18 protein-coding genes are annotated in these 21,580 nt (G+C 70.5%); all 18 read left to right on the forward strand.

Annotation, left to right across the window (positions count from 1 at the left end; genetic code table 11):
- Window positions 1-4 precede the first annotated feature (4 nt).
- The 18 genes from EDF53_RS04510 to EDF53_RS04595 all read left to right on the forward strand — a co-directional run bounded on the left by EDF53_RS04510 (window position 5) and on the right by EDF53_RS04595 (window position 21,530).
- Window positions 5-1,669 carry a Mur ligase family protein gene (locus tag EDF53_RS04510; RefSeq protein ID WP_123292461.1) on the forward strand — a complete coding sequence of 555 codons (1,665 nt, stop codon included), beginning with the start codon at window positions 5-7 and terminating at the stop codon, window positions 1,667-1,669.
- Window positions 1,666-3,174 (forward strand): UDP-N-acetylmuramoyl-tripeptide--D-alanyl-D-alanine ligase, encoded by a 1,509-nt coding sequence (gene murF / locus EDF53_RS04515; protein WP_123292462.1) that lies wholly within the window; start codon window positions 1,666-1,668, stop codon window positions 3,172-3,174. Before EDF53_RS04510 ends, murF begins: the two co-directional genes overlap by 4 nt.
- Window positions 3,171-4,274, forward strand: coding sequence for a phospho-N-acetylmuramoyl-pentapeptide-transferase (mraY, locus tag EDF53_RS04520; RefSeq protein WP_111085789.1), 1,104 nt, complete (start codon window positions 3,171-3,173; stop codon window positions 4,272-4,274). The genes murF and mraY overlap by 4 nt, the downstream gene beginning before the upstream one ends.
- A 4-nt stretch (window positions 4,275-4,278) precedes the next feature.
- Window positions 4,279-5,808 carry a UDP-N-acetylmuramoyl-L-alanine--D-glutamate ligase gene (gene murD / locus EDF53_RS04525; RefSeq protein WP_123292463.1) on the forward strand — a complete coding sequence of 510 codons (1,530 nt, stop codon included), beginning with the start codon at window positions 4,279-4,281 and terminating at the stop codon, window positions 5,806-5,808.
- Window positions 5,777-7,036, forward strand: a complete 1,260-nt coding sequence (ftsW, locus tag EDF53_RS04530) for a putative lipid II flippase FtsW (protein ID WP_123292464.1) — start codon at window positions 5,777-5,779, stop codon at window positions 7,034-7,036. Before murD ends, ftsW begins: the two co-directional genes overlap by 32 nt.
- Complete coding sequence (gene murG / locus EDF53_RS04535) at window positions 7,033-8,172, forward strand: undecaprenyldiphospho-muramoylpentapeptide beta-N-acetylglucosaminyltransferase (RefSeq protein ID WP_260215208.1); 1,140 nt, start codon at window positions 7,033-7,035, stop codon at window positions 8,170-8,172. Before ftsW ends, murG begins: the two co-directional genes overlap by 4 nt.
- Complete coding sequence (gene murC / locus EDF53_RS04540) at window positions 8,169-9,572, forward strand: UDP-N-acetylmuramate--L-alanine ligase (protein WP_123292465.1); 1,404 nt, start codon at window positions 8,169-8,171, stop codon at window positions 9,570-9,572. The genes murG and murC overlap by 4 nt, the downstream gene beginning before the upstream one ends.
- A complete protein-coding gene (locus EDF53_RS04545; protein WP_123292466.1) occupies window positions 9,569-10,831 on the forward strand; it encodes an FtsQ-type POTRA domain-containing protein in 1,263 nt (420 codons plus the stop codon). Before murC ends, EDF53_RS04545 begins: the two co-directional genes overlap by 4 nt.
- 145 nt (window positions 10,832-10,976) lie before the next feature.
- Window positions 10,977-12,137: a cell division protein FtsZ gene (ftsZ, locus tag EDF53_RS04550; protein WP_111085783.1), complete on the forward strand. Its 1,161-nt coding sequence runs from the start codon at window positions 10,977-10,979 to the stop codon at window positions 12,135-12,137.
- A gap of 7 nt (window positions 12,138-12,144) precedes the next feature.
- Entirely contained in the window at window positions 12,145-12,870 is a 726-nt protein-coding gene (locus EDF53_RS04555; protein WP_123292467.1) for a YggS family pyridoxal phosphate-dependent enzyme, read from the forward strand.
- 43 nt (window positions 12,871-12,913) lie between these two features.
- Complete coding sequence (locus EDF53_RS04560; RefSeq protein ID WP_123292468.1) at window positions 12,914-13,492, forward strand: cell division protein SepF; 579 nt, start codon at window positions 12,914-12,916, stop codon at window positions 13,490-13,492.
- Between the two features lie 71 nt (window positions 13,493-13,563).
- Window positions 13,564-13,860, forward strand: a complete 297-nt coding sequence (locus EDF53_RS04565; RefSeq protein ID WP_111085780.1) for a YggT family protein — start codon at window positions 13,564-13,566, stop codon at window positions 13,858-13,860.
- 187 nt (window positions 13,861-14,047) lie between these two features.
- Window positions 14,048-14,734: a DivIVA domain-containing protein gene (locus tag EDF53_RS04570; protein ID WP_165900993.1), complete on the forward strand. Its 687-nt coding sequence runs from the start codon at window positions 14,048-14,050 to the stop codon at window positions 14,732-14,734.
- A gap of 2 nt (window positions 14,735-14,736) precedes the next feature.
- The gene (gene lspA, locus EDF53_RS04575) at window positions 14,737-15,405 is read left to right on the forward strand and encodes a signal peptidase II (RefSeq protein ID WP_260215209.1); all 669 of its coding nucleotides are present in this window, start codon (window positions 14,737-14,739) and stop codon (window positions 15,403-15,405) included.
- Between the two features lie 10 nt (window positions 15,406-15,415).
- On the forward strand, window positions 15,416-16,348 hold the full coding sequence (locus tag EDF53_RS04580; RefSeq protein ID WP_123292470.1) for an RluA family pseudouridine synthase: 933 nt from the start codon (window positions 15,416-15,418) through the stop codon (window positions 16,346-16,348).
- A 496-nt stretch (window positions 16,349-16,844) separates the two neighbouring features.
- Window positions 16,845-20,327, forward strand: a complete 3,483-nt coding sequence (dnaE, locus tag EDF53_RS04585; protein ID WP_243837070.1) for a DNA polymerase III subunit alpha — start codon at window positions 16,845-16,847, stop codon at window positions 20,325-20,327.
- 13 nt (window positions 20,328-20,340) lie between these two features.
- Window positions 20,341-20,691: a DUF2200 domain-containing protein gene (locus EDF53_RS04590; protein WP_123292834.1), complete on the forward strand. Its 351-nt coding sequence runs from the start codon at window positions 20,341-20,343 to the stop codon at window positions 20,689-20,691.
- Window positions 20,688-21,530, forward strand: coding sequence for a hypothetical protein (locus EDF53_RS04595; protein ID WP_260215210.1), 843 nt, complete (start codon window positions 20,688-20,690; stop codon window positions 21,528-21,530). Before EDF53_RS04590 ends, EDF53_RS04595 begins: the two co-directional genes overlap by 4 nt.
- Window positions 21,531-21,580 lie beyond the last annotated feature (50 nt).

A 21,580-nucleotide genomic window follows, 5' to 3' on the forward strand; every position in this document is an offset into this window, starting at 1 on the left:
ACACTTGTCCGCACGGATCCCCCCGGTCCTCCGGCCCGAACACCCGACCCCGAGGGCGGTCGCCGAGCTCGCGAACGCGTTCGGCCTCCGCGTCGTCGGTTCCCTCGACGCCGTCGAGACGACCGGTGTCACGCTGAGCGCCGCCGAGGTGCAGCCGGGTGACGTCTTCGTCGGCGTGCACGGTGCGAACCGGCACGGCGCGGAGTTCTCCACCGAGGCCGCCGAGCGCGGTGCCGTCGCCGTCCTGACCGACGACGCGGGCGTGGAGAGCGCACGAGCGGCCGGCCTGCCGGTCCTCGTCGTGGACGACCCCCGTGCAGCCCTGGGCGACGTGTCCGCCTGGGTCTACCGCACCCACCCGGACGAGGCCACCGACCTGCCGCAGCTGTTCGCCGTCACCGGTACGAACGGCAAGACGAGCACGTCGTACATCCTCGAGGGGATCCTCAAGCAGCTCGGCCTGGTCACCGGCCTGAGCTCGACCGCCGAGCGCCACATCGGCACGCTCAGCGTGACGAGCCGCCTCACCACGCCCGAGGCCAGCGAGATGCACGCGCTCCTCGCCCGGATGCGCGAGAGCGAGGTGCGCGCGGTCGCCGTCGAGGTGAGCGCGCAGGCCCTCAGCCGCCACCGGGTCGACGGCATCGTCTTCGACGTCGCGGCCTTCACGAATCTGTCGCACGACCACCTCGACGACTACGCCGACATGGAGGAGTACTACCAGGCGAAGCTCCCGCTGTTCCAGCCCGAGCACGCCCGTCGCGGCGTCGTCTCGCTGGACACCGACTGGGGCCACCGCGTGGTGCAGGACTCCCGCATCCCGGTCACGACGATCACGGTGCACCCGGACGTCGAGGCCGAGTGGCACGTCGACATCGTCGAGGCGCACGCCGCGTACACCGAGTTCCGCCTGACCGGTCCCGAGGGCCGCGAGCTCACCACCCGTGTGCCTCTGATCGGCTGGCACATGGCCGCGAACGCCGCACTGGCGATCGTCATGCTGGTCGAGGGCGGCTTCGAGCTCGGTGCCATCGCACACGCGCTCGACAGCAACCACCGCCGCTACCCGGACGAAGACGACCGCGACGAGCACGAGGCCCGAAGCGACCGCGACGGCGCCGTGCGCCGCGTGTCCGCCATCGAGTGCTACCTGCCCGGCCGGACCGAGCGTGTCTCGGGCGAGCACGGTCCGAGCGTCTACGTCGACTTCGGTCACAGCGCCGACGCGTTCGAGAACACCCTCGCGGCCGTCCGCCAGTTCACGTCCGGCAAGGTCCTCATGCTGTTCGGCGCCGACGGCGACCGCGACACCACGAAGCGCGGCGACATGGCCCGCGTCGCGGCGGCCGGCAGCGACATCCTCGTCGTCACCGACCACCACCCCCGCTTCGAGGACGCCGCGTCGATCCGGAAGACCCTGGTCGACGCCGCGCGCGAGGCGTTCCCGGACCACGAGCTGCACGAGGTGAGCCCGCCCGAGGCCGCCATCCGCCTGGCCGTCGGTCTGCTCGGTGAGGGCGACTCGATCCTCTGGGCCGGCCCGGGCCACCAGGACTACCGCGACATCGCCGGTGTCCGCACCCCCTACTCGGCACGCGACGAGGCCCGTCAGGCCCTGCGCGAAGCCGGTTGGGAGCCGAACTCCGGTCCGGCCGAGGACCCCCGATGATCGCGCTCACCCTCGCCGAGATCGCCACCGCGGTCGGCGGCGAGCTGATCGGTGGTGCCCAGGCGACCGACGTCGCCGAGCCCGGCGACCTGGTGGTGGAGGGCTCGGTCGAGACCGACTCGCGCCTGGTCCGCCCTGGCAGTGTCTTCTTCGCCCTGCCCGGCGAGGTCACGGACGGGCGCCGCTTCGTGCCCGCCGCGACCGAGGCGGGTGCCGCGCTGGTCATCACGCCCGAGCGCGTCGAGACCACCGCGCCGCAGATCGTCGTCGCGGACGGCTACGCCGCCCTCGCCGCGCTCGCGCACGAGGTCGTCACCCGGGTCCGGATGGCATCCGCCGACCGCGTCGACGCCGAGGGGCGTCCGGCACCGCTCAAGGTCGTCGGCATCACCGGCTCGAACGGCAAGACGAGCACGAAGAACATGCTCCGGACGATCCTCGAGCAGCACGGCGAGACCGTCGCGCCCCAGGGGTCCTTCAACAACCACGTCGGGGCACCGATCTCGATGCTCCGGGTCACGTACGACACCCGGTTCCTGGTCGTCGAGATGGGGGCCAGCGGCGTCGGTCACATCGCGGCACTCGTCCGCATCGCCGAGCCGGACGTCGGGGTCGTGCTCAAGGTGGGCCTGGCGCACGCCGGCGAGTTCGGCGGCATCGAGGCGACGCAGCGCGCGAAGTCCGAGATGGTCACCGACCTGCCCGCCTCCGCGACCGCGCTGCTCAACGTCGACGACGACCGGGTCGCGTCGATGCGCGACCTGACGGCCGCCCAGGTGGTCGGCTTCGGCACGTCGGCGGATGCCGACTACCGCATCACCGGCATCGAGACGGACCGCAGCGGCACCCGCTTCACCCTCACCGCGCCTCCCGTCGATCAGGAAGGCGACCGTCCGACGGACGGTACCCAGCCTGGAGGCCCGGATCACGTGGACGTGCGCCTCGCGATCCTGGGTGAGCACCACGCGATGAACGCGGCCGCCGCCCTGACGGTCGCCCACCGCTGGGGCGTCCCGCTCGCCGACGGCGCCGCGGCGCTCGCGTCGATGACGCGCGCCGAGCGCTGGCGCATGGAGCTGCTGCAGGGCGGCCCCGAGGGCGTCACCGTGATCAACGACGCCTACAACGCGTCGCCGGACTCGACCGCAGCGGCGCTGCGGACCCTGGCGCAGATCGTGCGCCCGGGGGAGCGGACCGTCGCCGTGCTCGGCGAGATGGCCGAGCTCGGCGAGTTCTCGACCGAGGAGCACGACCGCATCGGTCGGCTCGTCGTCCGTCTCGGCATCGGTCAGCTCGTGGTCGTCGGCCGCGGCGCGATGCCCATCCACCAGGCCGCCACCCTCGAGGGATCGTGGGACGGCGAGTCGGTGTTCATCGAGGACGTCGACGACGCCGTCCGGTCACTCCAGGACATGCTCCGCCCCGGCGACGTGGTCCTGGTCAAGTCCTCGAAGTCGGCCGAACTGCGATTCCTCGGCGACCGCCTCGGAGGTGTCACCGAATGATCGCGCTCCTCATCGCCGGCGCTACGTCGCTGGTGTTCACGTTGCTGCTCACCCCGTTCTTCATCAAGCTGTTCCACCGTCTCGGGTGGGGGCAGTTCATCCGTGACGACGGTCCGCAGTCGCACCACACCAAGCGCGGCACCGCGACGATGGGCGGCATCGTCCTCATCATCGGCGCCGTGATCGGGTACTTCGTCGGCCACCTGGTCGGACGTGACTCGATCACCCTGTCCGGCCTGCTCGTGCTGTTCCTCATGGTGGGGCTGGGCTTCGTCGGGTTCATCGACGACTTCCTCAAGGTCCGGCGCCAGCGGAGCCTCGGGCTCGGCGGGTGGGCCAAGGTCCTCGGCCAGGTCATCGTCGGCGTCATCTTCGCCACGGTCGCCCTGGTGGTGCCGACGTCGAACGGCAAGCCCCCGGCGTCGACCATGATCTCGGCGATCCGGGACATCCCGTGGCTCGACTTCATGGCGCTCGGCACGGTCATCGGCACCGTGCTGTTCCTGGCCTGGATCGTGCTCCTCACGGTGTCGACGTCGAACGGCGTCAACGTCGCGGACGGGCTCGACGGTCTCGCGACCGGCTCGAGCATCCTGGCGATCGGCTCGTACGTCATCATCGGCTTCTGGCAGTCCAACCAGATCTGCGGGGGTGCCCGTCTCGACGCGAACACGGAGCACGCCTGCTACACCGTGAGCAACCCGCTCGACCTGGCGGTCGTCGCGGCCGCGGTCTGCGGTGGGCTCATCGGGTTCCTCTGGTACAACACCTCGCCGGCGCAGATCTTCCTCGGCGACACCGGTTCGCTCGGCCTCGGTGGGGCGCTGGCGGGTCTCGCGATCCTCAGCCGCACCGAGCTCCTGCTCATCCTGATCGGTGGCCTGTTCTTCATCGTCACCGGCTCGGTCATCCTGCAGCGGGCGTACTTCAAGATCACCCACGGCAAGCGGATCTTCCGGATGAGTCCGCTGCACCACCACTTCGAGCTGAAGGGGTGGGCCGAGGTGACGGTCGTCGTCCGGTTCTGGATCATCGCGGGGCTCTTCGTCGCCGCGGGGGTCGGCCTCTTCTACCTCGAATGGATCGCACGCGTTGGTTGACCCGGTGTCCTCGTCCTCCCGTCTCCAGTCCCTCGACAGCTGGTACTCCGAGGGGTGGAAGGGCCTGAACGTCGCCGTCCTCGGGCTCGGCGCGACCGGGTTCTCGGTCGCCGACACCCTGGTGGAGCTCGGCGGTGCGGTGACGGTCTACTCGTCCGACGCGCCGTCGGACAGCGTCGACCTGCTCGACGTCATCGGCGCGCGCTTCGTGCAGACGCCGCTCGACACCGTGCCGGCCGCGCTGCAGGAGCAGGCGCCGGACCTCGTCATCGTGTCGCCCGGTCTGCCGCCGCACAACGCGACCGTCGAGTGGTCCGTCCAGAACAGCACCGTCTGGGGCGACATCGAGCTCGCCTGGCGCGTGCGCGACAAGGTCGTGCGCGGACCGGTCGCGGCGCCGTGGATCACGATCACGGGCACCAACGGCAAGACCACCACGACGCAGCTCACGACCGCGATGTACGAGGCCGGCGGCCTGCGTGCCGTGGCCTGCGGCAACATCGGCGTGCCGGTGCTCGACGTCGTCCGCGACCCGGACGGCTACGACGTGCTCGTCGTCGAGCTCTCCAGCCACCAGCTGCACTACATGGCGACCTCGGGCGACGGCGCGGTCGTGCCGCTCGCGAGCGCCTGCCTGAACATCGCCGACGACCACCTCGAGTGGCACGGCTCGGCGGCGGCGTACCGCGCCGCGAAGGCCAAGGTCTACGAGCGCACCGTGATGGCGTGCGTCTACAACACCGCCGACGACGTCACGCGCGACATGGTGCAGGACGCCGACGTCGTCGAGGGCTGCCGTGCCGTCGGCTTCACGCCGGGGGTGCCCGCGCCCGGGGACGTCGGCATCGTCGAGGACGTCCTGTGCGACCGCGCCTTCACCGAGGACCGTCGGAACAGCGCGCTCGAGCTTTCGACCCTCGCCGACCTCGAGGTCGCCGGGCTCGCCAGCCCGCACATGACGATGAACGTCCTGGCCGCCGCAGCCCTCGCCCGTGCCGGCACCGTCCAGCCGAGTGCGATCCAGTCCGCCGTCCGGGCCTTCCGCGCCGACCACCACCGCACGGAGCTCGTGGCGGAGTCGGCCGGCGTCGCGTGGGTGGACGACTCGAAGGCCACGAACCCGCACGCCGCCACCGCCTCGCTCGCCTCGTTCGACACCGTGGTGTGGATCGTCGGCGGCCTGTTCAAGGGCGTCGACGTCGACGGGCTCGTGGCACGCTTCGGCCCCGAGGTCCGTGCCGTCGTCGTGATCGGCACCGACCGGACCCCCGTCCTGGAGGCATTCGCGCGACACGCGTCCGGGGTGCCGGTGCTCCAGGTGGAGACGACGGACACTGATCAGGTCATGCCCGAGGCGGTCCGGCATGCCGCATCGGTCGCGAGGCCGGGCGACACGGTCCTCCTCGCCCCGGCGGCTGCGTCGTTCGACCAGTTCGGCTCCTACGCCGACCGGGGGCGTCGTTTCGCGGCGGCGGTCCACGAGCACCTGGGAGGCAACGCCGATGGCGACGACGGATCTTCCGAACAGTCGTAGCACGCCGGCGACGGGCACCCCGCGTCGCACGAACGGTGCACTCGTCGCCGTCAAGAACGTCTTCGTCGCCGAGTCCAGCACCTTCTACACGATCCTCGGCGTCACGCTCTTCCTGGTCGTCTTCGGCGTCGTGATGGTCCTGTCGTCGTCGAGCGTCGAGCAGTACGCCGCGACGCACGACTTCTTCGGCGCAGCGTCCCGCCAGGGGCTGTACGCGGTCCTCGGCATCCCGCTCATGCTCGTCGCGAGCCGAATCCCGACACGGCTGTGGCGGAAGTGGGCGATGCGGTTGCTCGGTGCCGCCCTCGTCCTGCAGCTGCTCGTGTACACACCGCTCGGCATCGACGTCCAGGGCAACCGGAACTGGATCGGCATCGGCTCGTTCACCGCGCAGCCGTCCGAGGTCGTCAAGCTCGGCCTGGTGCTCGGCATCGGCGCGATCATGTACGTCAAGCGCGACAAGCTCGACGACTGGAAAGAGGTGTTCATCCCGATCGGGATCGCCTCGCTCCTGTCGCTCGGCCTCGTGATCCTCGGTGGCGACCAGGGCACCGCGATGATCATGCTCATCCTGGTCCTCGGTGCGCTCTACGTCGGCGGGGCCCGCGCCCGGCACCTGCTCGTCGGCCTGGCGGCGATGGCGGTCATGCTGCCGTTCGTCACGATGGCGTCGTCGTCCCGTCAGGTGCGCATCAGCGCGTGGCTGTCCGGCTGCACCGACTCGAACCAGTACGCCGACCTGTGCTGGCAGCCCGTGCACGGCATGTGGGCGCTGGCGTCCGGTGGCGTGTTCGGCGTCGGACTCGGCAACTCCAAGGCGAAGTGGTCGTGGCTGCCCGAGGCGGACAACGACTACATCTTCGCGATCATCGGCGAGGAACTCGGCCTGATCGGCGCCGTCGTCGTGCTCGCACTGTTCGTCGTGCTCGCCGTCGGCATGATCAAGATCATCCGGCAGTCCCGCGACCCGTTCGTGAAGACCGTCACGGGCGGCATCCTGGCGTGGATCATCGGCCAGGCGCTCGTGAACATCGCCGTGGTGCTCGGCCTGCTGCCGGTCCTCGGCGTCCCACTGCCGCTGATCTCGGCCGGCGGGTCCGCGCTCATCATGACCCTGGTGGCGATCGGCGTCGTGCTGTCGTTCGCCCGAGACCTGCCCGGGAAGAACGACCCGCGCACCACGAACCCGCCCCTCGACAGCACCACCACGAACGGACGACTCCGGTGAGCAAGTACCTCTTCGCCGGCGGGGGCACCGCCGGACACGTCAACCCCCTGCTCGCGGTCGCCGACCGGCTGACCGAGCGCGAGCCGGATGCCGAGGTCCTCGTCCTGGGCACCGCCGAGGGCCTCGAGTCCCGCCTGGTGCCGATGCGCGGCTACGAGCTCCTGACGATCCCGCGCCTGCCGTTCCCCCGGAAGCTGAACGGCGCGGCCCTGCGCTTCCCCCAGCGCTTCGCCGCGGCCGTCAAGCGCACCGAGCAGATCATCCGCGAGCGCGAGGTCGAGGTCGTCCTCGGCGTCGGCGGCTACGCGGCGGCGCCGGCGTACATCGCCGCCCGACGCACCGGCACCCCGATCGTCGTGCACGAGCAGAACGCGAAGCCGGGGTTGGCGAACCGCCTCGCCGCGTTCCTCACCGAGCACGTCGGCCTGACCTTCTCGAACACCCGACTGCGGCACGGCCGGGTCGTCGGCATGCCGCTCCGGCGCGAGATCGAGTCGCTCGACCGCCGTGCCAGTCGTGCCGAGGCCCTCGCCGAGTTCGGGCTCGACCCGGCTCGCCCGGTGCTCCTCGTCACGGGGGGTTCCTCGGGCGCCCGCAGCATCAACCGCACGATCAACAAGTCCGCGGCGACCATCGTGGGCGCCGGCTGGCAGGTCCTGCACGTCGTCGGTGCCGCGTCGGACATCGGTCCGAGCGACCTCGACGGCTACCACGTGCTCGCCTACTGCGACCGGATGGACCTGGCGTACGCGGCGAGCGACTTCGTCGTGTCCCGCTCCGGTGCCGGCATGGTCTGCGAGCTCACCGTGGTCGGGCTGCCGAGCGTGCTCGTGCCGTACCCTGTCGGCAACGGCGAGCAGCGGCACAACGCGAAGGACGTCGTCGACGCCGGGGGAGCCGTGCTCGTGGCGGACGGGGAATTCGACCCCGACTGGGTGACGTTCCAGCTCCTGACGATCCTGCAGGACCGGGCCCGCATCGCGGACATGACGGTCCGGGCAGGCAGCGTCGGACACCGCGACGGCGCGGACCGGATGACCGACCTCGTCCTGGACGCAGCACGAGGCACCGAACGAGGTGCCGCACGAGGAACCGCACGAGGCAACGGCGCCGCCAGCACCACGGAGGAACCATGACCATCAAGCCGGACCTGACGCAGCCGATCCCGGACGACCTCGGCACCGTGCACTTCGTCGGCATCGGCGGCGCCGGCATGAGCGGCATCGCCCGGATGTTCCTCGCCGCCGGTCACCGCGTGACGGGCAGCGACTCCCGCGAGACCGAGACGACGGGCATCATGCGCGACCTCGGCGCCGCGGTGCACATCGGCCACGACGCCGCGAACGTCGGTGACGCGGACACGATCGTCGTCACGAGCGCGCTGTGGCCGGACAACCCCGAACTGCTCGAGGCGCAGCGCCGCGGCCTGCCGGTGCTGCACCGGTCCCAGGCCCTCGCCGCCCTCATCGCCGAGCACCGCCTCGTCGCGGTCGCCGGCGCGCACGGCAAGACCACGTCGACCGGCATGATCGTCACCGCGATGGTCGAGCTCGGCCTCGACCCGAGCTTCGTGAACGGCGGCGTCATCCAGTCGCTCGGCACGAGCTCGGCGCCGGGCTCGAGCGACCTGTTCGTGGTCGAGGCCGACGAGTCCGACGGTTCGTTCCTGCTCTACGACGTCGCCGTGGCCCTGATCACGAACGTCGACGCCGACCACCTCGACCACTACGGCAGCGAGGATGCCTTCACCGAGGCGTTCGTCGAGTTCGCCGCGAAGGCGAGCGAGCGCGTCGTCATCTCGAGCGACGACGCCGGCGCGAAGACCGTCACGGCGGGCATCCGCGCGCGTGCCGACGCCCCCGAGGTCGTCACCTTCGGCGAGGCCGTCGACGCGGACGTGCGCATCGAGCGGATCATCGAGTCCGCGGGCGTCGAGGTCGCGTTCCGCGCCGGCGGCGAGGCACACCACCTGACCCTCCGCGTGCCGGGCCGGCACAACGCGATCAACGCCGTCGGTGCCTTCGCGGTCCTGACCGGCCTGGGCGTGAGCGCCGCCGACGCGATCCGCGGGCTCGAGGCCTTCGGCGGCACCCAGCGCCGCTTCGAACTGCACGGTGTCGAGCGCGGGGTGTCGGTCTACGACGACTACGCGCACCACCCGACCGAGGTCGCCGCGGCGCTCAAGGCCGCCCGCAACGTCGTCGGCGACGGCCGCATCATCGCGATCCACCAGCCCCACCTGTACTCCCGTACCCGTCTGATGGCCGGTGACTTCGCGCGGGTCTACGAGGAGCTCGCCGACCACACGGTCGTCCTCGACGTCTACGGTGCGCGCGAGGACCCGGAGCCCGGCGTCACCGGCGCCCTGGTGCAGGAGCGCTTCGCCGACCAGTCCCGCGTGGAGTTCCTGCCGGACTGGGACGAGGCCGCCGCCCGTGCCGCCGCGGTCGCCCGCGACGGCGACATCATCATGACGCTCAGCTGCGGTGACGTGTACCGGATCATCCCGCAGGTGCTGGGAGCGTTGGGCCGGTGAGACGACCCGAGGGGTTCGACGAGGGGGACGCCCGCAGGGACGCCCCGGTCGAGGGCGCCGACGCGCCCCGGCAGCGTCGTGGCCCCTCGATGCCGCGGCTCCCGTTCCGCGGGCGCACACCCGACGACCGGGAGGCCCGTCCCGCGTCCGACGCGTCGGCTGCGGTCGACGAGGCGTCCGAGCCCACCCCCGACCCGACGGCGAGCACTGATGCGTCCGGTTCGCCCCGTGACCGCGTCGGCGCCCTCGCCGGCGCCGCCGGGCGCCGCTTCGGCGCCGGCCTGTCCACGGTGGCCGACCGCCTGCGTGAGTACACGCCGAACGAGGACCACCCCGACGACCGCGACCGGACGCGCCCCGGTGCGTCCGGCGGTGGGGTCGACCCTGACGCGACCGTGACCGACGTGCTCGACGCGGGCAGTGCCTCCCGGCCGGTCCAGCACGACGACGCACCCATCGGTGCCGGTGTCCGCGCTGCCGAGACCGCGCGTGAGGCGCGCATCGCGAAGCGTCGCCGTCGCCTGCTCGAGCGGGCCGAGGTGCGGCGGTTCACCCGGCGCAGCCGCCACCGCCGCGCCGCGTGGATCACCGCGGCCGGCATCGTGCTCGTGCTCGGCGTCTCGATCCTGGTGGCGGTGTTCTCGCCGCTGATGGCCCTGCAGACGATCGAGGTCAAGGGCACCAACCGCGTCGACGAGACCGCGCTGCGGCAGGCCCTGTCCGACCAGATCGGCACCCCGCTCGCGCGGCTCGACTTCGACGAGATCAAGCAGGACATCGCCGGCTTCCCGCTCATCGAGAGCTACGTGACCGAAGAGGCCCCGCCGCACACCCTCGTCGTGACGGTGACCGAGCGCACGCCCGTCGTGGCCGTGAAGTCCGGCAGCTCGTTCGACCTCGTCGACCCGGCCGGCATCGTCGTGCAGTCGTCCCCGCAGCGTCCGGCCACCATGCCGCTTGCCGACATCGCCCGTGCGCGCCTCGGGTCCTCGAGCTTCCGCACGATGACCGAGGTCGTGCTGGCGCTGCCGTCGACCGTCCGGTCGCAGGTCACGCGGGTCGCCGGGTCCACCGCCGACGACGTGACCCTGACGCTCAAGGACGGCTCGACCGTCGTGTGGGGGAGCCCCGACGACTCCGAGGCGAAGGCCGCGCTGCTCGCCGCCCTGGTCAAGGACCACGCGGCGCGGAACCCGGGCGTCGTGGTCGAGTACGACGTGTCCGCACCGGACAACGGCGTGATCCGCGCGAAGGACTGAATTGCCGACCTGATCGGCGACACGCGGCGTGGCGGGGCGACAGTGCGCGGAACCCACCCGTAGCGTCGAAGCCAGCACCACATCTACCAGCATTGCCCCTGAACTTCAAGTAGAGGTTGAGGGTTCAACCGGAGGCCTGACTGACGTGACCACGAACCACAACTACCTCGCCGTCATCAAGGTCGTCGGTGTCGGCGGCGGCGGCGTCAACGCCGTCAACCGGATGATCGAACTCGGCCTCCGTGGCGTCGAGTTCATCGCGATCAACACCGACGCGCAGGCGCTCCTGCTCAGCGACGCCGACGTCAAGCTCGACGTCGGCCGCGAGATCACCCGCGGCCTCGGCGCCGGCGCGGACCCCGAGGTCGGCCGTCGCGCCGCCGAGGACCACGCCGAGGAGATCGAAGAGGCCCTCGCCGGTGCTGACATGGTCTTCGTCACCGCCGGTGAAGGCGGTGGGACCGGCACGGGTGGTGCGCCCGTCGTCGCCCGCATCGCCAAGTCGATCGGCGCCCTCACCATCGGTGTCGTCACGAAGCCGTTCAGCTTCGAGGGCAAGCGTCGCCAGTCCCAGGCCGAGAACGGTGTCGCCGGGCTCAAGGACGAGGTCGACACGCTCATCGTCGTGCCGAACGACCGCCTGCTCGAGATCAGCGACCGCGGCATCTCGATGGTCGAGGCCTTCGCAACGGCCGACCAGGTGCTCCTCGCCGGCGTGCAGGGCATCACCGACCTCATCACGACCCCGGGTCTCATCAACCTCGACTTCGCCGACGTCAAGTCCGTCATGCAGGGTGCGGGTTCCGCGCTCATGGGCATCGGCTCGTCGCGCGGTGCCGACCGTGCCATCAAGGCCGCCGAGCTCGCCGTCGCGTCCCCGCTGCTCGAGGCCTCGATCGACGGAGCGCACGGTGTGCTGCTCTCGATCCAGGGTGGCTCGAACCTCGGCATCTTCGAGATCAACGACGCCGCGCGTCTGGTGCAGGAAGCCGTGCACCCCGAGGCGAACATCATCTTCGGTGCGGTCATCGACGACACCCTCGGCGACGAGGTCCGCGTGACCGTCATCGCCGCGGGCTTCGACGGCGGCGAGCCGGCGCAGCAGCAGAAGGAGCGTCGCTCGAGCTACGTCGACCCCGAGTCGAGCGCGACGGCCCCCGTCGCCGCCTCGACCGGTGCGATCGAGGACTCCAGCACGTCGAGCCCCTCCTGGGCCTCGCAGGAACACCAGCCGCCGGTGCAGCGCGCCGCCGACCCGGCGTTCGACGACGACGACGAGCTCGACGTCCCCGACTTCCTGAAGTAACCGGTCCATGGCAGGTGATCCGCGCCTCCCGTCCGCCTCGTCCAACGACGACGGACTGGAGGCGCGTCTCGCGTCCGTCAGAAGTGGCATCGCCGACGCGGCGCGCGCCGCAGGGCGCTCGGCCGACGACCTCACGCTGATCGTCGTCACGAAGTACCACCCGGCGTCCCTCGTCCGTGCGCTGGCGTCACTCGGCGTCACCGACGTGGGGGAGAACCGCCACCAGGAGGCACAGGCCAAGGCCTCGGAACTCGCTGACCTCGACCTGACCTGGCACTTCATCGGGCAGCTGCAGTCGAAGAAGGCCCGGCAGGTCCGTCGCTACGCGCACGTCGTGCAGTCCCTCGACCGCACGTCGGTCGTGGATGCCTTCGCGCCGACCGAGGCCGAGCCGGAGCCACCGGTCATCGACGGGTTCGTGCAGGTCAACCTGACCGACGATCCCGGCCGCGGCGGCGTGCAACCGGACGACGTCGAGGCGATGGCCGCACGCGTGCTCGAGACCGGCACCATCCGGTTGCGCGGGGTCATGGCCGTCGCGCCGCTGGACGAGGAGCCCCGTGCGGCGTTCGCCCGACTGCGGGCGATCTCGGACCGGGTCGTGGCGCTCGAGCCCGGCGCCACCGACATCTCGGCCGGCATGAGCGGCGACTACGCCGACGCCGTGCTCGAGGGCGCGACACACCTGCGGATCGGTACCGCAATCACGGGAAATCGGCCGGCGGCACCCTAGCCTCGTTGCAGGGCATCCACGTGCACCAACCTCCGGAGGAACCATGGCCAACCCGCTGAAGAAGACGATGGTCTACCTCGGCCTCGCCGACGAGGAACTCGACTACGAGGACGAGCAGCCGCAGCAGGCCGCGCCCGCGCGCCAGCAGGCTCCCGCCACTCCGGCCGCAGCCCCGCAGGATGCCCCCGCCCCGGCGGACGCTCCCGCGGCCGCCGCAGCTCCGGCAGCGGCCCCGGCCGCCGCTCCCGCGAAGACGCACACCCACCAGCGCGGCGCCCAGGTCACTCCGCTCCGCCGCTCGCACACGACCGCACAGAAGGCGACCCCGGTCCAGGAAATGAACGAGATCCTCACCGTCCACCCGCGCGAGTACAAGGACGCCCAGTCCATCGCCGAGAGCTTCCGCGACGGGATCCCCGTCATCATCAACCTCTCGCAGATGACCGAGAACGACGCCCGACGCATGATCGACTTCGCCTCCGGCCTGTCGCTCGGCCTGTACGGCAAGATCGAGCGCGTCACCAACAAGGTCTTCCTGCTTTCGCCCGCACACGTCGCAGTGAGCGGTGAGCCGGCTGAGGTAGAGTCCGACATCGAGGCGAACTTCTTCGCCCAGTCCTGAGCCGTCCCCCGGCCACCCGCCCGTGAGCGTCGTCGCATGACGGCACTCGCCCGAGACGAGCGAGCCCCATCGTGTCCGTGATCCTAGGGATCATCTCCCTCGCCCTCCTGCTGTACTTCTTCGTCATGTGGGGGCGGTTCGCGCTCGACCTCGTGCAGAACTTCAACCGGTCCTGGCGGCCGCGCGGGGGACTGCTCGTGGTCTCCGAGTTCGTCTACACGATCACCGATCCGCCGATCCGCGCGGTCCGGCGGGTCCTGCCGCCGCTCCGCATGGGGCCGGTGGCACTCGACTTCGGCTGGACGATCGTCATGCTCGTCGTGATCATCGCCCGGGTCGTCGTCAACGGCATCGCCGTCGCGGTCTGACCCGATCCAGGTCCGCGACACGCGCCGCGCCGATGCAGTGGTCGTCGTTCCTCCCCGTCGTCGGTGTACGGTGGTCGGGATCGATGCTCGCCTCCGGCGCGGCATCCGCACCACACGTGGTGACTGGTAAGTTCGGTCACGACGCAAGTGGTTCCACACGTTCAGCAGTTCTATTGAGGTGACGGCAATGGCTTTGACGCCGGAAGACGTAGTCAACAAGCGGTTCCAGCCGACGAAGTTCCGCGAGGGCTACGACCAGGACGAGGTCGACGACTTCCTCGACGAGGTCGTGGTCGAGCTGCGTCGCCTGACCGCGGAGAACGACGAGCTCCGCCAGCGCCTGCAGGCGGCCGAGTCGGCCCCGCAGTCGGCGCAGGCCGAGCAGCCCGCTCCCGCGGCAGAACCCGAGCCGGAGCCCGTGCCGGCCCCGGTCGAGGCGGCTCCCGAGCCCGCTCCGGTCGCAGCGGCCGCCCCGGCGACCACGGTCCCGGCGGACGAGGACACCGAGGGCACCACGAACCTCCTGACGCTCGCGCGTCGTCTCCACGAGGAGCACGTCCGCGAAGGCGTCGAGAAGCGCGACGCGCTCATCGCCGAGGGCACCGCCCAGGCAGCGCGTCTCGTCTCCGAGGCCGAGGCCAAGCAGCGCCAGATCATCGCCGACACCGAGAACACGAACCGTCAGCGTGTCCAGGTGCTCGAGCAGGAGCAGCGCCAGCTCGAGGGCAAGATCGACGAGCTCCGGACCTTCGAGCGCGACTACCGCGCCCAGCTCAAGAGCTACATCCAGGGGCAGCTCTCCGAGCTCGACTCCTCGAACGAGCAGTCCGGTCTCACCCCGGCGCCGGCATCGGCGCAGGGCTTCGGCAACTGACGTTGTCGCGACCAGCATCACGAGCGAAGGTCAGTGTCCGCGCTATCGCGGCACTGGCCTTCGCCGCTGTCGTGGTGGTGGCGTTCGACCAGGTCGCGAAGGCACTGGTCGTCGCGAACCTGCCGTACGGCACCCCCGTCCCGATCCTGGGCGGGGCGCTCCAGTTCCTGTACGTCCGGAACCCCGGGGCGGCGTTCTCCTTCGCGGTGAACATGACGTGGGTGTTCTCGATCATCTCGGCGGCGGTCGTCGTCGCGATCATCATCTACTCGCGTCGGATCCGGTCGATGTGGTGGGCCGTCGTGCTCGGCATGCTGCTCGGCGGCGCGCTCGGCAACCTGATCGACCGACTCTTCCGTGAGCCCGGCTTCGGCCGTGGCCACGTGGTCGACTTCATCTCGACGCCGTGGATGATGCCGGCGATCTACAACGTCGCCGACTCGTTCATCTGCATCAGCATGGTGGTCTTCGTGCTGCTGGTGATCCTCGGCGTGAACCTCGACGGGTCCCGCACGGTGTCCGCCAAGCGCGCTGCGCAGGCGGACACGACGGAGCCGCTCGACGGCGGGGCCGCGTTCTCGTCAGCTGACGCTGCTGTCGACGAGCCGACCCGCGCCTCCAGTCCGAACGACGGCGACCGACGCGACGCGCTGGGGCACGACGCCACGTGAGGCTGTGCCTATGAACGTCCAGACGCGTTCCCTCCCCGTCCCCGACGGGCTCGCCGGCGAGCGTGTCGACGCCGCCATCGCGAAGCTCCTCGGGTTCAGCCGCTCGTTCGCGGCCGACGTGGTCGCCGCCGGTGGGGTCCGGGTCGACGGCGTCCCCGTCGACAAGTCCGACCGCCTGCACGCCGACTCGTGGCTCGAGGTCGAGTGGTCCCCGAAGGAGCCGCCGCGCATCGTGTCGGCGGCCGTGCCCGGGATGACGATCGTGCACGACGACGAGGACATCGTCGTCGTCGACAAGCCCGTCGGCGTCGCTGCACACCCCTCGCCCGGCTGGGACGGCCCGACCGTGCCCGGGGGCCTCGCCGCAGCTGGGTTCACCATCGCGACCTCGGGCGCCGCCGAGCGTGCGGGCATCGTGCACCGCCTCGACGTCGGCACGTCGGGACTCATGGTCGTCGCGAAGACCGAGCTCGCGTACACCCACCTCAAGCGCGCCTTCAAGGAGCGCACGGTCGAGAAGGTCTACCACGCGCTCGCGCAGGGGCACCCCGACCCGACCTCCGGCACCGTGGACGCCCCCATCGGTCGGCACCCGTCGAGCGACTGGAAGTTCGCGGTCACGGCCGACGGCAAGCCGAGCGTCACCCACTACGAGACCCTCGAGGCGTTCCGGTCGGCGACCCTGCTCGAGGTGCACCTCGAGACCGGGCGCACCCACCAGATCCGCGTGCACATGGCCGCGACCCGCCACCCGCTGGTCGGCGACACGATGTACGGCGCCGACCCGGTCCTGGCGCAGGAGCTCGGGCTGACCCGCCAGTGGCTCGACGCCGTGCGACTCGGTTTCGACCACCCGCGCACCGGCGAGTGGGTGTCGTTCCAGGCGGAGTACCCCGACGACCTGCGCCTCGCGCTCGACCGCATCCGAGCCGCTTCGTCCTGACGGGCGCGCGCGTCGTCGTCGCGCCGGTCGCGCCGGTCGCGTCGTGCCGCCGAGGTTCCGAAATCTCGGCATCTGGGCGCGCTGTGCGTCGGTCTGTGGAACCCTGGTTGAGCGCCCGCGGCGTGTTGTGGAACCTCGACGGGGAGAGACGGGGGAGCGACGGGCGAACGATGGCCGTGCCGCATCCGTCACGTTCAGACCCCGCCCGGGAGGCCCGTGGCAACGCCGCCCCGTGCCTCCCGTCCGCCACGCGCGGGCTCCACCGCCGTGGGGACATGATCTGCAGGCTTCGGGCCCGCCGACCGACGGTTCCTGCACCCTCGACGGGCTGCGCGCGGCGTGTCGTGCGACCTCGGCGTCGGAGCGCTCGGACACGCGCGGGTTTGTCCGCGGTCGCGGTTAGGCTGTTCGCGTCCCGCAAGCAGCTCGTTCGACCGGAGGTTCCGTGGCGGATTCCGACTCCTTCGTCCACCTGCACGTGCACAGCGAGTACTCGATGCTCGACGGCGCGGCCAGGCTCGGCGACCTCGTGCAGGAGACCGCAGCGCAGGGCATGCCGGCCGTGGCGGTGACCGACCACGGCAACATGTTCGGCGCCTTCGAGTTCTGGAAGGCCGCCAAGGCCGGCGGCGTCAAGCCGATCATCGGGACCGAGGCGTACATCACGCCCCGGACGCACCGCACGGACAAGACCCGTGTGCGGTGGGGCGACGGCGGTGGGGACGACGTCTCCGGTGCCGGTTCGTACACGCACATGACGATGTTCGCCGAGAACACGACGGGCATGCACAACCTGTTCCGGCTGTCGTCGAAGGCGTCGCTCGAGGGCTACTACTTCAAGCCGCGCATGGACATCGAACTGCTCGAGGAGTACCACGAGGGCATCATCGCCACGACGGGGTGCCCGTCGGGCGAGGTCCAGACGCGCCTGCGCCTCGGCCAGTACGACGAAGCCGTCAAGGCTGCCGCTGACTACCGCGACATCTTCGGCAAGGAGAACTACTTCGCCGAGGTCATGGACCACGGGCTCGAGATCGAGCGTCGGATCATGAGTGATCTGATCCGGCTGGCGAAGGACCTCGACATCCCGCTGGTCGGCACGAACGACTTGCACTACACGCACGCACACGACGCCAAGTCGCACGCGGCCCTGCTGTGCGTGCAGTCGGGTTCGACGCTGAACGACCCGAACCGGTTCAAGTTCGACGCCGACGAGTTCTACCTGAAGTCCCCGCAGCAGATGCGGCACGTCTTCCGTGACAACCCCGAGGCCTGCGACAACACGCTGCTCATCGCCGAGCGGTGCAACGTCGAGTTCGACACCTCGGCGAACTACATGCCGAAGTTCCCGGTGCCGGCGGGCGAGACCGAGCACTCCTGGTTCGAGAAAGAGGTCGCGAAGGGGCTGGACTACCGGTACCCGGACGGCATCCCGGCCGAGGTGCAGGAGCGTGCCGACTACGAGGTCGGCATCATCAACCAGATGGGGTTCCCGGGGTACTTCCTCGTGGTCTCCGACTTCATCCTGTGGTCGAAGAACAACGGCATCCGCGTCGGCCCCGGCCGTGGTTCCGGTGCCGGCTCGATGGTCGCGTACGCGATGCGCATCACCGACCTCGACCCGATCCGGCACGGCCTCATCTTCGAGCGGTTCCTGAACCCGGACCGTGTCTCGATGCCCGACTTCGACGTCGACTTCGACGACCGGCGCCGCGGTGAGGCGATCAAGTACGTCACCGAGAAGTACGGGTCGGAGCGCGTCGCGCAGATCGTCACGTACGGCACGATCAAGGCGAAGCAGGCGCTGAAGGACTCCTCGCGCGTCCTCGGGTTCCCGTTCGGCATGGGCGAGAAGCTCACCAAGGCGATGCCGCCGCCCGTGATGGGCAAGGACATCCCGCTCACCGGGATCTTCGACAAGGACCACCCGCGCTACAAGGAAGCCGTCGACGTCCGCACCGTGGTCGAGAACGACCCCGAGGCGAAGACCGTCTTCGACACCGCGCTCGGGCTCGAGGGGCTGAAGCGCCAGTGGGGCGTGCACGCGGCCGGCGTCATCATGTCGAGCGACCCGCTCATCGACATCATCCCGATCATGAAGCGGGAGCAGGACGGCCAGGTCGTCACGCAGTTCGACTACCCGGCAGCGGAGTCGCTCGGCCTGATCAAGATGGACTTCCTGGGGCTCCGCAACCTCACGATCATCAGCGACGCCCTCGACAACATCAAGAACAACCGTGGCATCGAGCTCGACCTCGAGACCATGGGGCTCGAGGACCCCGAGGCGTACGCGCTCCTGCAGCGCGGTGACACGCTCGGTGTCTTCCAGCTCGACGGTGGGCCGATGCGTGGCCTGCTGCGCCTGATGAAGCCCGACAACTTCGAGGACATCTCCGCGCTCATCGCCCTGTACCGTCCGGGCCCCATGGGTGCGAACTCGCACACGAACTACGCGCTCCGCAAGAACGGCGAGCAGGCGATCACGCCGATCCACCCGGAGCTCGAAGAGCCCCTGGCGGAGATCCTCGGCGGGACCTACGGCCTGATCATCTACCAGGAGCAGGTCATGGCCATCGCGCAGAAGGTCGCGGGGTTCTCCCTCGGCCAGGCGGACATCCTCCGCCGCGCGATGGGCAAGAAGAAGAAGTCCGAGCTCGACAAGCAGTACGCGGGCTTCGAGAAGGGCATGCTGGACAACGGCTACTCGGCCGCGGCGATCAAGATGCTGTGGGACATCCTGCTGCCGTTCTCCGACTACGCGTTCAACAAGGCGCACTCCGCCGCGTACGGCGTCGTCTCGTTCTGGACCGCGTACCTGAAGGCGCACTACCCGGCCGAGTACATGGCGGCGCTGCTCACCTCGGTGGGCGACGCCCGCGACAAGCTCGCGCTGTACCTGAACGAGTGCCGCCGTATGGGCATCAAGGTCATGCCGCCGGACGTCAACGAGTCGATCGGCTTCTTCGCCGCTGTCGGTGAGGACATCCGGTTCGGCATGGGCGCGATCCGCAACGTCGGGTTCAACGTCGTCGACGACATCGTGAAGGCCCGCACCGACAAGGGCCCGTTCGAGTCGTTCCACGACTTCCTGCGCAAGATCCCGATCTCGTCCGCGAACAAGCGGACCGTCGAGTCGCTCATCAAGGCGGGTGCCTTCGACGAGTTCGGCGACTCCCGCCGCGCCCTGGTCGAGATCCACGAGGGCGCGGTCGAAGGCGCCGTCAAGGTCAAGCGTGACGAGGCCCACGGCAACGTCGGCTTCGACTTCGACTCGCTGTTCGCCGAGGTCGCCGAGGAATCACCGGCCACCGGTCCGGTGTCACAGGTGCCCGACCGTCCGGAGTGGTCCAAGCGCGACAAGCTCGCGTTCGAGCGCGACATGCTCGGCCTCTACGTCTCGGACCACCCGCTCGCGGGGCTCGAGATCGAGCTCGCGAAGCACCAGTCGATCACCATCGCCGACCTCATCGCGGCCGACGACTCGGTCGAGGGCGAGACCGTCACGGTCGCGGGTCTGCTGACGAGCGTGCAACACCGGGTGGCGAAGACGAGCGGCAACCCGTACGGCATCGTCGACATCGAGGACTTCGGTGGCCAGATCGGCGTGATGTTCCTCGGCAAGACCTACCAGGAGTTCGGTCCATCGCTCGTGGCCGACTCGATCGTGGTCCTGCGCGGTCGTGTGAACGTCCGCGACGACGGCAAGGCCCTGCACGCAGTGAGCATGTTCCAGCCGGCGATCGGCGACGCGATGGGCTCCGGCCCGCTCACGTTGTCGCTGCCGGAGCGGCAGGCCACCACGTCCACGGTGACGGAGCTCGCGGCCGTGCTCGGACGGCACCAGGGTGAGACCGAGGTCCGGCTGAAGCTGCTGAAGGACGACGTCGCGCGCACGTTCGAGCTGCCGTTCCCGGTGAACCTGACACCCGACCTGTTCGGCGAGCTGAAGAGCCTGCTCGGGCCGCGCTGCCTGGTGTAGCGGGGGCGTGACCGTGGCCGGACACCGGATCTTCGGGACGCCCTTCGCGGGGGTCTACCCGCACTACCTGGCGAAGGTGGAGCGGAAGGGCCACACGAAGGGCGAGCTCGACGCCGTCATCACGTGGCTGACCGGGTTCGACGACGCAGCGCTCGCACGGCACCTGGCGGACGAGACCACGTTCGAGGACTTCTTCGCCGCCGCGCAGCTGCACCCGAACGCGCCGCTCATCACTGGCGTGATCTGCGGCGTCCGGATCGAGGAGATCGACGACCCGCTCATGCGTCAGATCCGGTACCTCGACAAGCTCGTCGACGAGGTCGCGAAGGGCCGTCCGATGGCGAAGGTGTTGCGGACCGCGTGACCGGAGCCGGCGGGAGCGTTCCCGGCGCCGAGGCGCTGCGTGCCTTCGGGGTCGCCGGGTCCACGCCCGTGCCGCTCGCGGGTGGGCGCGGGCTGACCTGGCGTGCCGGGGGCATCGTCCTCCGGCCCCACGACGGCGCTGCGGTGACCGACTGGCGTGCCGGCGTCCTGTCGGAACTCGAGCGCGCAGCGGAGTCCGAGCACCCGGCCGAGTTCCGCACACCCCGCCCCGTGCCCACCCGCGACGGCAGCTGGCGGTCGGGGGACTGGGAGGCGTGGGAGTTCGTGCCCGGCGCGGCCGACGAGTCCCGCGTCGAGGACGTGATCCGGGCGGGTCGTGCCTTCCACCGCGCGATCGCAGACGTCGAGCGGCCCGCGTTCCTCGGCACGGATCCCGGCGCCGTCAGCGCAGCCAGCGCCGGCACCGACCCGTGGGCACGTGCCGACCGGATGGCGTGGGGCGAGGAACCGCTGCCCTCGGACCCGACCCTCGACCGGCTCGCCGCGGCGTTCCGCCCGGTCCGAGCACCGTCGCAGCTGGTCCACGGGGACCTGCTCGGCAACGTGCTGTTCGCCGACGGGCAGCCACCGACGATCATCGACTGGCCGCCGTACTGGCGTCCGGCGGGGTTCGGCACCGCGATCGCGGCCGTCGACGCGGTGTGCTGGCACGGGGTCCCGGTTGGTCGGCTCGACGCGCTCGGCGACGACGAGCCGGAGTGGCGTCAGCTGCTGGTCCGGGCGCTCGTGTTCCGCATCGCGACGCTCCACCAGCTGGGCGCGTGGGACGCGACGTGCGTCGCACGCAACCGTCCGGTGGTCGATGTGGTCGCCGTCTGACGGGAGGCCCGTGGCGGGGCTGCCACGGGCCTCCCGTCAGCAGGTGCGTC

The organism is Curtobacterium sp. PhB78 (assembly GCF_003751685.1).
Classification (GTDB): Bacteria; Actinomycetota; Actinomycetes; order Actinomycetales; family Microbacteriaceae; genus Curtobacterium.